The organism is Variovorax sp. RTB1 (assembly GCF_035018765.1).
Lineage (GTDB): Bacteria > Pseudomonadota > Gammaproteobacteria > Burkholderiales > Burkholderiaceae_C > Variovorax.
In genome coordinates this window covers 56730-69467 of the sequence record NZ_JASJXG010000019.1, presented here as the reverse complement: position 1 = coordinate 69467, position 12738 = coordinate 56730, and the positions used below count along the sequence as shown (strand labels likewise).

The following is a 12738-nucleotide window of genomic DNA, read 5'->3' as shown; positions in this document are numbered from 1 at the left end:
GAGTCATGCAATGAAAACCTATTTGCTTTTGGCCATCGCGCTGCTCGTCACTTCTTCAGCAGCCAACGCACAGAAACCGATGGAAAGCGTGTCGATGCCAGCTGGGTCGACGAAACTCGCGACGAAGCCGGTGGGTCTGTTGACCGATGCGGTCATCCAGCGCATCGACACGGCCAACGGGGGGATTGTTCTTAAACACGGGGACATTCCAAACCTCGGCATGCCGGCGATGACCATGGCGTTTGAGGCGGACGCAGCGACGCTCAAACGAGTGAAAGCAGAGGAGAAGGTGCGCTTTCAAAGGTAACCTGGACCCAAAACAAAAAGACCCCGCGGGGTTAGGCACGGGGTCAGGTACCGAACTGTCTGCGCCGGTTGAATCTAGACCCCCAGGGGGTCGTTTTCGGACGGCGACACACCCTTGTGCTTCACCTCTCATTTGGTCCCGTCGCCTGGAATCGAACCAGGATCTCAGCCTTCGGAGGGCCGAATTCTATCCGTTGAAATACGACGAGTGGGCCGCTGATTATCGCCTATCGGGCGAGCGATTCGAGAGCGATCGGATCGGCCGACGGATCGATCCGCGCACCGGTGCGATCGAAGCCCAGCCCCGACAGGTACACGTTGAAGGTGCGTCGGCCGACGCTCATCAGCGCAAAGGCTTCGGGGTCGAGCAACCAGTTGTGAATCAAGCCGCTGATAAGCGCATGCAAGCCCTGGGCTGCTGTGCTTGCCGGCAACGTCATTTTGATTTGGGCGCGACGCGCGGCAAGCCGCAAGGCCTTCTCGAAATCGGCCACGCAACTGTTACGAGCCTCGAGATGGCGCAATCGCACCGAAGCCATTTCGCCGACGTACTCGACTTTTTGCGTTGCCACTTCGAAGACGCGACGCGCCTGCGGATCGGTCGTTACCAGCCGCAAAGCCACGATCATTCCGGCCTCTATGACGGCCAGCGGATCGACCGAAGGCTCCGCAGAAAAGCGCGTGGCGTTTTCCATCGGAAGTTTCACGCGCTCCATCATGGCGTTGAACAGATCGGCCTTGTCCTTGAAATGCCAGTACACGGCACCGCGCGTGGCACCCGCCTGCTCGGCGATCTGCTGCAACGAGGTCTTGGATACCCCTTGTGACTGGAAAAGTATTTCGGCCGCATCGATCAGTCGATGCCGCGTCGCGAGGGCCTCTTCCTTGGTACGGCGTGCCAAAACTGTCTCCTGGAGTGTGTAGATTCGGGGCTGAAACCGGTTGCCGACTATACATCCACGAATGTATGTAAACTCCGGGCTGCCGATCGGTTGCAGTGGCGGCATGGTTTTTGCGCGCGCCCTGCAGCCGAATCCCCATTCGGCCTCTTCTTCTTTGTCTGCCGTCCTCCGAAGGAATCGCATGCCCGTCTTGCATGTTTCTCACCGCCCGTCGTCCACATGGCGCGTTGTTGCCACTGCCGCCGCCGTTGCGGCCCTTCTGTCGCTCGCTGCCTGCGGCAAGGGCGATGCCCCCGCGGCCGGCGGTGCGCCCGGTGCCGGTGGTAGCAAGCCGTCGCCTGAAGTGGGTGTGGTGATCGCGACGCCCGGCAATGTCGGCCTCGTGACCGAGCTGCCGGGTCGGCTCGAAGCCTCGCGCATCGCCCAGGTCCGGGCCCGCGCGGCCGGCATCCTGCAGGAGCGACTGTTCAAGGAAGGCAGCGACGTCAAGGCGGGCCAGCCCTTGTTCCGTATCGATGCCGCGCCCTACACGGCTGCAGCGCAAAGCGCCCAGGCCAGCCTGGCACGCGCTGAAGCCAACGCGGTGCAGGCCAAGGCGCTGGCAGACCGCTACAAGCCGCTGGTCGAAGCCAATGCCGTCAGCAAGCAGGAATATGCCAACGCGGTTGCAGCGCAAAAAACGGCCGAGGCCGATGTGGCCGTCGGCCGCGCCACGGTCGCGACCGCGAAGATCAACCTCGGCTATGCCGCGGTGACCGCGCCGATCTCGGGCCGCATCGGCCGCTCGCTCGTCACCGAAGGCGCGTTGGTCGGCCAGGGCGATGCCACGCAGCTCGCGGTCATCCAGCAGATCAACCCGATGTATGTCAACTTCACGCAGTCGGCCACCGATGTGCTGAAGCTGCGCCGTGCCATGCAGGACGGTCAGTTCAAACATGCCGCCGGCACGGACGCGGCCAGCGTGCGCGTCGTGCTCGAAGACGGCACCGAATACGCGTTGCCCGGCAAGCTGCTGTTCACCGATCTCACGGTCGACTCGACCAGCGGACAGGTGACGTTGCGCGCCGAGGTTCCCAACCCGAAGGGCGATCTGCTGCCGGGCCTGTACGTGCGCGTGCGCATCGAGCAAGCCCAGATGAGCAACGCGATCGCCATTCCCCAGCAGGCCGTGACGCGCACGCAGACGGGCGACACCGTGTCGATCGTCGATGCCGCAGGCAAGATCACCAAACGTCCCGTGAAGATCAGTGCCGCGCAAGACAACCAGTGGATCGTGCTCGATGGCCTCAAGGCCGGTGAGCAGGTGATGGTCGACGGTTTCCAGAAACTGCAGATGTTGCCGCCCGGCACGCCCGTGAAGGCGGTGCCTTGGACGGCGCCATCGGCTGCAGCCGGCGGCAGTGCACCGGCTGCCACGCCTGCTGCGCCGGCTTCTGCGGCTTCCGCCGCGAAGTCGTAAGGAGCGAGCCCGCATGGCCAAGTTTTTTATCGAACGCCCGATCTTCGCGTGGGTGATCGCGCTGTTCGTCATCGTGATGGGCAGCGTGGCGATCACGCAGCTTCCGATCTCGCAATATCCGCCGGTCGCGCCTCCCGCGATCGTCGTGACCACCGCCTATCCGGGTGCATCGGCGCAGACGCTGGAAGACAGCGTGTTGTCGGTGATCGAACGCGAAATGAACGGTTCGCCCGGCTTGATTTACATGGAATCGGTGGCACAAGCCGACGGCACCGGCACCATCACGATCACCTTCGAGACCGGCACCAACGCCGACCTTGCACAAGTCGACGTGCAGAACCGTTTGTCGCGTGCCACGCCGCGTCTGCCTGCATCAGTGACGCAGCAAGGCGTACGCGTCGACAAGGCGCGCAACAACTTCCTGCTGTTCACTATCCTGTCGTCCGACGATCCGAAGATCGATCCGATCGCGCTGGGCGATTACGCCTCACGCAACGTGCTGCCTGAACTGCAGCGTGTGCCCGGCATCGGCCAGGCCCAGTTGTTCGGCACCGAGCGCGCCATGCGCGTGTGGATCGACCCGGCCAAGCTGCAGGGCTATTCGCTCTCGGCGGCCGACGTCAACGCGGCCATTCGCGCACAGAACGCGCAAGTGTCTTCGGGCTCGATCGGCGACCTGCCGAACATCACGGGCCAGAGCATTGCAGCGACGGTGCTGGTCACCGGCCAGCTCAGCACCGTCGAGCAGTTCGGCAACATCGTGCTGCGCGCCAACACCGACGGCTCGGCCGTGCGCCTGAAAGACGTCGCCCGCATCGAGCTCGGCGGCCAGGCTTATTCGACCTCGGCACGGCTGAACGGTCAGCCTGCGGTGGGTATCGGCGTCCAGCTGGCACCCAGCGGCAACGCGCTGCAATCTGCCAAGGCGATCCGCGTCAAGATGGCCGACTTGGCCAAGTACTTTCCGCCGGGCGTGAAGTGGAGCATCCCGTACGACAGCTCGCGCTTCGTCAGCATTTCGATCACGGAAGTGGTGAAGACGCTGCTCGAAGCAATCGCGCTGGTGTTCGTGGTGATGTTCCTGTTCCTGCAGAACTGGCGCTACACGATCATTCCGACGATCGTCGTGCCGATCGCGCTGCTCGGCACCTTTGCCACGCTGCTGGGTCTGGGCTACTCGATCAACGTGCTCACTATGTTCGGCATGGTGCTGGTGATCGGTATCGTGGTGGACGATGCCATCGTGGTGGTGGAGAACGTCGAACGCATCATGACCGAGGAGGGGCTGCCGCCGCTTGAAGCGACGCGTAAGGCCATGGGGCAGATCTCGGGCGCCATCATCGGCGTGACCGTGGTGCTGATCTCGGTGTTCGTGCCGCTGGCATTTTTTGCCGGCTCGACCGGCAACATCTATCGCCAGTTCGCTGCGGTGATGGTCGCGTCGATCGGCTTCTCCGCCTTCATGGCCTTGTCGCTGACGCCGGCGCTCTGCGCCACGCTGCTCAAGCCGGTCGACGAAGGGCATCATGAAAAGCGCGGCTTCTTCGGCTGGTTCAACCGCAGCTTCAACCGCACGGCAAAGGGCTACGAGAGCGTGGTCGCGCGCATGCTGAAACGCGCGGCGCGCTACCTCGTCATCTACGTGGCAATCGTCGCTGCGGTGATCGTGGTGTTCCGCGGTTTGCCGACTTCGTTCCTGCCGCAGGAAGACCAGGGCAACATCATCGTGAACGTGCAGTTGCCGCCTGGCGCGACGCGAGATCGCACGCTGGACGTCATGAAGCAGGTCGAGGGCTATATCCTGAAGCAGCCTGAAGTGCAGAGCATGGTCGGCGTGCTGGGCTTCAGCTTCTCGGGCCAGGGCCAGAACGCTGGCCTCGCCTTCGTCACGCTGAAAGACTGGGACCAGCGCAAGGAAGCCGGCCAGTCGGCGGATGCGCTTGCCGGTCGCGCCTTCGGTGCGCTGTCGAAGATTCGCGACGCATTCATCTACCCGTTGAGCCCACCGCCCATTCCCGAGTTGGGCAATGCCAGCGGCTTCACCTTCCGGTTGCAAGACCGCAGTGGCGCGGGTCACGAAGCGCTCATCAACGCCCGCAACCAGATGCTCGGCATGGCGTCGCAGAACAAGCTGCTGTCGCAGGTACGGCCCGACGGCCTCGAAGACGCGCCGCAGTTGCAGATCGACATCGACCGCGACAAGGCGAGCGCGCTGGGCGTGAGCTTCGACGCGATCAACACGACCTTGTCGACCACGCTCGGTTCAAGCTACATCAACGACTTCCCGAACCGGGGTCGCCTGCAGCGCGTGGTGGTGCAAGCCGACGCGCCGGCACGGATGCAGCCGCAAGACCTGCTCAAGCTCAACGCGAGCAACGCTCAGGGCAATCCGGTACCGCTGTCGACCTTCGCGACGACGCGCTGGGTCAACGGTGCGCAGCAAACGGTGCGCTACAACGGCTATCCGGCGGTGCGCATTTCGGGCTCGGCTGCCCCGGGCAGCAGTTCGGGCGCGGCGATGGAAGAGATGGAAAAGATGGCCGCGAAATTGCCGCCAGGCTTCGGCTACGAATGGACCGGCCAGTCGCGTGAAGAAAAACTCGCCGGCTCGCAAGCCATCGTCCTGTACGGCTTCGCGATCCTGGCGGTGTTCCTGTGCCTGGCCGCGCTGTACGAGAGCTGGTCGATTCCGCTGGCGGTGATTCTGGTGGTGCCGTGCGGCGTGCTGGGCGTGCTGCTGGCCACCATGTTCCGCTCGTATTCGAACGACGTGTACTTCCAGGTCGGTTTGATCACCATCATCGGCCTATCGGCTAAGAACGCGATTCTGATCATCGAGTTCGCCAAGGATCTGCAGGCCCAGGGCAAGGGCGTCGTGGAGTCAGCACTGGCTGCAGCGCACCTGCGGTTCCGGCCGATCATCATGACCTCGCTGGCCTTCGGCCTCGGCGTGCTGCCGCTGTTTCTGGCGACCGGCGCGGGCTCGGCGAGCCAGCGCGCCATCGGCACCGGCGTGCTCGGCGGCATGATCACCGGCACCGGCTTGGCTGTGTTCTTCGTACCCCTCTTCTTCGTGATCGTGCGCGGTTTCTTCAAGGGCAGCAAACGACAGCAAGAACTCCAGGCGCGCACGGCGACGCCCGTCGGCGGAGCAGAAACCCATGAATAAAAAATTGCTTCTGACAGGCATCGCGACGGCGGCGGTGCTGCTGGCGGGCTGCTCGCTGGCACCCAAGTACGAACGCCCGGCAGCGCCGGTGGCAACCGTGTTCCCGGGCGATCCGGCGCAACCCTCAGGGTTATCGGCCGCCTCAGTGCCGTGGCAGGAGTTCTTCACCGATCCGCGGCTGACGAAGCTCATCGATCTGGCGCTGGCCAACAACCGTGATCTGCGCGTGTCGGCGTTGAACATCGAGCAGGCCCGTGCGCAGTTCCGCATCCAGCGCGCGGCGTTGTTCCCTACGGTGGGCGTGGCTGCCAGCGGCTCGCGCTCGCGGCCTAATCCATTTGGCGCGATCAGCGCGAGCGCCCCGAGCGTCTCTTCCAGCTATGCGGTCAATCTCGGCATCACCGCCTGGGAGATCGACTTCTTCGGCCGCATCACCAGCCTGAAAGATGCGGCGCTGGCGCAATACCTCGCCACCGAAGAATCGCGCAAGGCAGCACAGATCAGCCTGATCGGCGCGGTGGCGCAGGGCTGGCTCACGCTGCTAGCCGACGACGAACTGCTGGAGCTGACCCGCCAAACGCTGGGCACGCGCAACGAATCGGTGCGGCTGACCAAGCTGCGCTTCGACAACGGCGTGTCGTCTGAAATCGACCTCCAGCTGGCCAACTCGCTGGCAGAAACCGCCAAGGCTTCTTACGCACAGCAGCAGCGCCTGCGCATGCAGGACGAGAACGCGCTGGTGCTGTTGCTCGGCGCGCCCATGCCACCCGAAGCGATGACCGGTGCCGACGCCAACAAGCTCGACAGCGTGAAGTCGATTCCGGATGTGCCGGCAGGCCTGCCATCCGACCTCCTTGCGGAGCGGCCCGACATCCGCGCGGCCGAGCAACAACTGCTCGCAGCCAACGCCAACATCGGTGCGGCACGCGCGGCGTTCTTTCCGCGGATCTCTCTGACCACGTCGATCGGCACGGTCAGCAGCCAGTTCTCGGGGTTGTTCGACAGCGGCTCGAAGGCATGGTCGTTCGCACCGCAGCTCTCGTTGCCGATCTTCAATGCCGGCGCCAACATCGCGGGACTCGATTCGGCCAAGGCCGGCCGTGACATCGCCGTGGCGCAGTACGAGAAGAGCATCCAGTCGGCCTTTCGCGACGTGGCGGATGCACTTGCCGGACGCGCCACGCTCACCGAGCAATTGCGGGCACAGCGCGCGCAAGCCGACGCCGAAGGGATCCGCTTCAAGTTGTCGGACCTGCGCTACCGCAACGGCATTGCCAGCGCGCTCGACCTGCTCGATGCGCAGCGCTCGCAATTCGCGGCGCAGCAGGCGACGGTGCAGGCACATTTGCTCCAGTTGCAAAACCAGGTGGTGCTCTACAAAGCGCTCGGCGGGGGCTGGAAGGAATAAGGGCTCCTTATAATCGCCGGTTGATTTGAAAAGCCCCCCGACGAGCCCCCGATATTGAGGACGCAATGAGCGCAGACCCGCATCCCCAGGCCACAGAAGACGCCCACACCGGACCGATCAAGAACCCGAAGCAGTTGCTGCTGGCGGTCTTTTTCTCGTTCATTGCGCCCATCCTGATCATCGTGGGACTCGTCTCTTACGTCGTGTCAGGTACGCATCCTTCAGGCACGGCAGAAGGCGACAGCATGGCGCTTTACGGCGTGTCGAAAGACAACCGTGATCGCGATCTGGCAGACCGCCTGAAGCGGGTCGGCTCCATCGAAATCCGCGATGCCAACCGCGAGCTCGCCACCGGCGAGGCGGTGTTCAAGGCGCAATGCGTCACCTGCCACGGTGCACCCGGCATTGCCGGCGCACCGCACTTCAGCGACGCCGCTGCCTGGGGCCCGCGCATCGGCCAGGGTTACGCCACGTTGCTCGACCACGCGCTGCATGGCAAGGGCGTGATGCCAGCGCAAGGAGGCGGAGACTACGAGGATGTTGAAGTGGGCCGCGCGGTGGTCTACATGGCGAATGCCGGTGGTGCCACGTTCCCGATCCCGGACCGGCCAGCAGCAACCCCAGCCGATGGCGCCGCGCCGGCTGCCGATGCTGCTGCACCCGCAGCCGCCGCGCCCGCAATGCCTGCTGCACCTGCAGCCGTCAAGTAATTCGAAGCGAGCCACCGTGCGGCGCGCGAGGCTGCACTCCCTGCTCTTGCAAACCAGCCGGCGTCAAGCCGGCTTTTTTGTGGCCGGGCTCATCACGTATCCGAACCGCGTCGGCAGTTCGGCAGCGACCACCGTCTCAGGCTGCCAGCGCCCGGCTTCGATGGCGTCGGCCGCCAGTCCGACGTCTTGCGTGTGCACCAGCCCCAGCCCGATCGGCGCGACGAGATAGAGCTTGCCGCTTTCATCGACAAGGCACGCGCTGGGCTCGACCGACGTGCCGGTGTGCGCCGTCACCGAGAAATCGTCCATGACGCGCCAGATAAAAGGGGTGGCTTCGAGTTCGACATAGACGCGCTGCGGCCCGTTCTGAAAGAACCATTGGCCGCTGTCGTCGTGGTCGTAGTTGCGCTGAATGAAGTCGATCAGCTTGTCGTGCCGCAACAGCGACCCTTTAGCTTCTGGAAAGGCGCCGGCGGCCTGCGTGCGGTCGTCTCGCATGTACCAGTTGCCGCGTGCGTCGAGCCCGAGCCAGCCGTAGCAATGCGGTACGTTCGGCCACTTGGCCAGAGCCTGCTTGACGATGTCATCCATGATTTGATTCTGCGCGAACAGGACAGGATGCGGCGGCTCGTCGGCTAAAGCCCCGAACGCTTGGAGAGCCAGCCGCCAACGCGCTCGGGCATGCCGCGTACATGGCCGGGCGGCAGCCCGAGCGGAAAGCCGACGTGGCCACCGTGCGGCGGCTGCCACAGCGTGACGTGGCTGCCGACGTCTTCTTGCCGCGGCAGACTGACCGCGGGCACGAACGGGTCGTTGGTCGCGTTGACAACCAGCGCCGGGATGCGGATCGCGCTCAGGTGCGGCTTGGCCGAGCCTCGCTCCCAGTAGTCGTCGGCATCGCGAAAGCCGTGCAGCGGCGCGGTGAAGACGTTGTCGAATTCGTACAGGTCACGCGCCGCGACAAGCCGATTGCGATCGAACAGGCCAGGGTGCTGTTTCAGTTTGGCCAGCGCCTTCGGTTTCATGCTCGACAAAAACATACGCGTGTACACCACGCGGTTGAAGCCGCGGCCGATCGCGTGGCCTCCGGCGGCCAGATCGAGTGGTGCTGAGATCGATGCAATGGCGCTGGCGACCTTCGAGGCCTCGTCGCCCGCCTCTTCGGCCCAGCGCAGCAACGCATTGCCGCCGAGGGAAACGCCTGCCGCCAACATCGGGCCGCCGCCGCTCGCATCGTGCTGCGTGCGCAGCCGCGACAAGACCCAGCCGATCTCTTCGTAGTCGCCCGAGTGGTAGGCCCGTGGCGCAAGGTTGATCTCGCCGCTGCAACCGCGAAAGTGCGGCACGGCAAAGGCCATGCCGTGCGTCGCGGCAAAGGCGGCGAAGGCCTCGGAGTAATGGCTGTGCGAAGAGCCCTCGAGACCGTGGAACAGCACCAGCAACGGACGCGGCGCCAAGCCCAGCGAATCGACGAAATCGACATCGATGAAATCACCGTCCGGAGCGTTCCAGCGCTCGCGGCGATAGGGCGGCAACGGCCCGTCGCTGCGCCGGCCGAACAGCGCGGGCCAGATGGTTTGCAGGTTGCCGCCGGGTAGCCAGCGCGGCGCAATGTAATCGAGTGGCATCGGAGCGGACTCAGTGCACATCAGTACGGCATCAGTGCAGCGTTTGCGGAAACTCGTTGGCGTCGTCGGGCGCGTGCGCACTGCCAGGGCTCGCATGGTGCGCGACCATGCGCCAGCCGTGCGGCGTCTTGTGATAAACGTTGGTGGCCAACACGAAAGCATGGCGTGGCCCTTCGCTCGTGAGCACCTCGATGCGCTCGAGCACGTTGTGAACGGCGCTGGCAATCGATTCGACCTTGCGAACACGCGCGGGCGTTGCATGGATCGCACCGTTGCCGAACATCTGCTCGAAGGCAGCGCGGATAGCGACCTGGCCGACCAGACGCGGGCCGCCCGGATGCACGCAGAACACCTCGTCGTCGTCCGACCAGCAGCCCATCAGCGCCTCGATGTCACCGCGCTGCAGCGCAGCGTAGAACGCAGCCTCGATGTCGTCGGCGGAACCGGTGACGCTTGCGGCAGGGGATGAAGTCTTGGGCATGAACAGGTGATTTTGCCTCGATGGGCCAGAGGCTGCAGGCGGTCTGCCGTTGCCCTCTATCGCTGCGGTCAGCCGTCCGATCCTTCAGGCACCCAACCAACTCCGCGCCACGCCACGCAGATCACCTTGCGATGCCCGCCACACCAGCTCGGGCGCGGCGATGTGCACGCCAGGTGGCGCGAGCACCAAGGCGACATCGACCAGCTCGGCCACCTTCGACGCACGCACCGGTTGCTCGCTGCTCGGCACCATGAGGCGCGTGATCGACAGCATCCACGCTGCCAGCTTCTCGCCTGTGTTCGCGTGCTTCAGCGCGGTCGGCTTCTGCGCCGAGCGCAAGAGGATGACGCGATCGAACCCCAGCGCGACGACCGCCTGCTCGTCCAGGCTCGCGAGACCGCGCTTGAGCGCCTCGGGCATGCCGCCTTGCGCGTGCGGCTGCACGATGACCAGCGTGGTCACGCCGCACGCACGCAGCCAACGCGCGAGATCGGGCAGCTGCGCCGGATCGGGCAACCACAGCGCCCGCTCGCGGTCGTGATACAGCCGCGGGGGATCGAACGCCACGATGGCCGTGTCGGCCGACACGCGCGGCCACTCGGCGATCGGCATGGCTTTGGAAGACGACTCAAGCGCGCCCGACGTCGTCGGCACGAGCACCGTCTCGACACCGCGCAGCCCGTCACGCATCGGCTCGCGCGCCAGCACCCGTGTATGTGCGTAGCGGTGGCTGCCGGCCAGCCGGCGCACCAGCTCGTTGCCGAGCGCGCCCGTCGCCCCCGCGATCAACAGCGTGCCCAGCGCTGCAGCGGACGGTACGGCAGGCATCGGGCGCTGCGCTGCGCGGAGCACTTGCAAAGGGTCGACGGGCATGCATCTATGCTACCTTTCCGAACTTCTCTTCAAGGGCGAACCCCATGACCCAATCGATGCAACGCTGGCTTTTGATTCTGGTCGCGACGCTGTCGCTGTCATCCCTCACCGGCTGCGGCTACAACGACTTTCAGAAACTCGACGAGTCGAGCAAGTCGGCCTGGAGCGAAGTGCTCAACCAGTACCAACGGCGCGCCGACCTGGTGCCGAATATCGTTGCATCGGTCAAGGGCCAGGCCAATTTCGAGCAAGACACGCTGACCAAGGTGATCGAGGCGCGCGCCAAGGCGACGTCGATCCAGGTCACGCCCGAAACATTGAACAACCCCGAGGCTTTCGACAAGTTCCAGAAGGCGCAAGGCGAACTGTCGGGCGCGCTGTCGCGGCTGATGGTCGTGTCGGAGCAGTACCCGCAATTGCAGGCGAACCAGGCTTTCCGCGATTTGCGCGTGACGCTCGAAGGCACCGAGAACCGCATCACCGTAGCGCGCAACAGCTATATCAAGACGGTCCAGGAATACAACGTGCTGGCACGGAGCTTTCCGACCAACATTACGGCCAAGGTGTTCAGCTATCCGCCCAAACCCACCTTCAGCGTGCAGAACGAATCGCAGATTTCCGTGCCCCCTACCGTCGACTTTGGCGCTCCGAAGAAGTAACGACCGTTGAAGCTGCACATGGCTGTCGCCGCGGTTCTGCGTTGTGTCGAGCGCTTGCTGGCGGCGATCTTTTTCGTCCTGATGGCCGGTGCCGCGATGGCGCAAGGCGTGCTGCCGGTGCCCGCGCTCGACGCCCGCGTGATCGACCAGACCGGCACGCTCGATGCCGCTGCGCGCCAGTCGCTCGACGCCAAGCTCGCCGCTTTCGAGCAAAAGAAGGGCTCGCAGATCGTCGTGCTGATGGTGCCGACCACGCAGCCCGAAGACATCGCGAGCTACGCGAACCGCGTCGCCGCCACCTGGAAAATCGGACGCAAGGAGGTCGGTGACGGCGTGCTGGTGATCGTGGCCAAAGACGATCGCAAGATGCGCATCGAGGTGGCCCGCACGCTCGAAGGCGCGGTGCCCGACCTCACCGCGGCTCGCATCATCGACGAGCAGATGAAACCGCGCTTTCGCGAGAATGACTTTGCCGGCGGCATCGGTGCCGCAGTCGATCAACTGGTGGCGGTGATCGGCGGCGAGGCATTGCCTGAAGTCCAGCGCCCTGCTTCACAACGTGGCGGGCTCGGCCGCATCTGGCGCCATCGCTGGTTCGACGAGGCGGCCGTGCATCGTGTGCTGCCGCCCGAGCTGCTCGAGCGGCTCACGCAACGCGTGGCCGCCAGCGAACGCCGCCACAGCGGCGAGATCCGCATCTGCGTCGAGGCCGGGCTGCCGCTGTCGTACCTGTGGCGCAGCGCACCGGCGCGGCAACGTGCCGTCATGCTCTTCGGCAAGCTGCGCACATGGGACACCGAGCACAACAACGGCGTCCTGATCTATCTGCTGCTGGCAGAACACGCCATCGAGATCGTGGCCGATCGCGGTATCGACGCCCATGTGAGCGCCGACGATTGGGCGGCGATGGCCCAACGCATGGGCGCCGCGTTTCGCGAGGGCCGCTTCGAAGATGGGCTCACGCAAGCGCTGGGGGAAGTGTCCGCGCTGCTGGTCGAACACTTTCCGCTGGACGACGGCGTGGCCAATCGCAACGAGCTGCCGGACACACCGGTCGTGCTTTAACGCGCGACAGCTCGCCGCCTCGGACTGGTCCTGCACGAAAAGTCCGCTATGTCTGCTACGCCACATAGCGCGGCAGGC

General features: G+C 64.7%; 12 protein-coding genes, 1 tRNA gene and 1 pseudogene. 8 read left to right on the top strand and 6 right to left on the bottom strand.

Going from position 1 to position 12738, the window contains the following annotated elements; genetic code table 11:
* Window positions 1-10 precede the first annotated feature (10 nt).
* The gene (locus QN397_RS13945) at window positions 11-307 is read left to right on the top strand and encodes a copper-binding protein (protein WP_323501169.1); all 297 of its coding nucleotides are present in this window, start codon (window positions 11-13) and stop codon (window positions 305-307) included.
* A gap of 133 nt (window positions 308-440) precedes the next feature.
* Here QN397_RS13945 and QN397_RS13940 read toward each other — a convergent pair.
* Both QN397_RS13940 and QN397_RS13935 read right to left on the bottom strand, forming a co-directional pair.
* A tRNA-Arg gene (locus QN397_RS13940) sits at window positions 441-515 on the bottom strand.
* 18 nt (window positions 516-533) lie between these two features.
* Window positions 534-1208, bottom strand: coding sequence for a TetR family transcriptional regulator (locus tag QN397_RS13935; RefSeq protein ID WP_323501168.1), 675 nt, complete (start codon window positions 1206-1208; stop codon window positions 534-536).
* Window positions 1209-1389: 181 nt separating this feature from the next.
* On the opposite strand from QN397_RS13935, the gene QN397_RS13930 reads away from it, so the two are divergent.
* From QN397_RS13930 to QN397_RS13915, 4 genes are all read left to right on the top strand, one after another.
* Complete coding sequence (locus QN397_RS13930) at window positions 1390-2667, top strand: efflux RND transporter periplasmic adaptor subunit (RefSeq protein WP_323501167.1); 1278 nt, start codon at window positions 1390-1392, stop codon at window positions 2665-2667.
* Between the two features lie 13 nt (window positions 2668-2680).
* Entirely contained in the window at window positions 2681-5836 is a 3156-nt protein-coding gene (locus QN397_RS13925; protein ID WP_323501166.1) for an efflux RND transporter permease subunit, read from the top strand.
* Complete coding sequence (locus QN397_RS13920; protein WP_323501165.1) at window positions 5829-7244, top strand: efflux transporter outer membrane subunit; 1416 nt, start codon at window positions 5829-5831, stop codon at window positions 7242-7244. Before QN397_RS13925 ends, QN397_RS13920 begins: the two co-directional genes overlap by 8 nt.
* Before the next feature lie 65 nt (window positions 7245-7309).
* Window positions 7310-7954 (top strand): c-type cytochrome, encoded by a 645-nt coding sequence (locus QN397_RS13915; protein ID WP_323501164.1) that lies wholly within the window; start codon window positions 7310-7312, stop codon window positions 7952-7954.
* 63 nt (window positions 7955-8017) lie between these two features.
* Here the strand turns inward: QN397_RS13915 and QN397_RS13910 are convergent, their stop codons facing one another.
* The 4 genes from QN397_RS13910 to QN397_RS13895 all read right to left on the bottom strand — a co-directional run bounded on the left by QN397_RS13910 (window position 8018) and on the right by QN397_RS13895 (window position 10936).
* Window positions 8018-8545 (bottom strand): DUF2946 family protein, encoded by a 528-nt coding sequence (locus QN397_RS13910; protein ID WP_323501163.1) that lies wholly within the window; start codon window positions 8543-8545, stop codon window positions 8018-8020.
* 44 nt (window positions 8546-8589) lie between these two features.
* Window positions 8590-9582 (bottom strand): YheT family hydrolase, encoded by a 993-nt coding sequence (locus QN397_RS13905; RefSeq protein WP_323501162.1) that lies wholly within the window; start codon window positions 9580-9582, stop codon window positions 8590-8592.
* Between the two features lie 31 nt (window positions 9583-9613).
* The gene (locus QN397_RS13900) at window positions 9614-10063 is read right to left on the bottom strand and encodes a YybH family protein (RefSeq protein ID WP_323501161.1); all 450 of its coding nucleotides are present in this window, start codon (window positions 10061-10063) and stop codon (window positions 9614-9616) included.
* 84 nt (window positions 10064-10147) lie between these two features.
* On the bottom strand, window positions 10148-10936 hold the full coding sequence (locus QN397_RS13895; RefSeq protein ID WP_323501160.1) for a hypothetical protein: 789 nt from the start codon (window positions 10934-10936) through the stop codon (window positions 10148-10150).
* A gap of 56 nt (window positions 10937-10992) precedes the next feature.
* On the opposite strand from QN397_RS13895, the gene QN397_RS13890 reads away from it, so the two are divergent.
* From QN397_RS13890 to QN397_RS13880, 3 genes and pseudogenes are all read left to right on the top strand, one after another.
* A complete protein-coding gene (locus QN397_RS13890; protein WP_187054842.1) occupies window positions 10993-11595 on the top strand; it encodes a LemA family protein in 603 nt (200 codons plus the stop codon).
* A gap of 18 nt (window positions 11596-11613) precedes the next feature.
* Window positions 11614-12093, top strand: a pseudogene (locus tag QN397_RS13885) (TPM domain-containing protein); the annotation flags it as partial.
* Between the two features lie 30 nt (window positions 12094-12123).
* Window positions 12124-12660: a TPM domain-containing protein gene (locus tag QN397_RS13880; RefSeq protein ID WP_323501191.1), complete on the top strand. Its 537-nt coding sequence runs from the start codon at window positions 12124-12126 to the stop codon at window positions 12658-12660.
* Window positions 12661-12738: the final 78 nt, after the last annotated feature.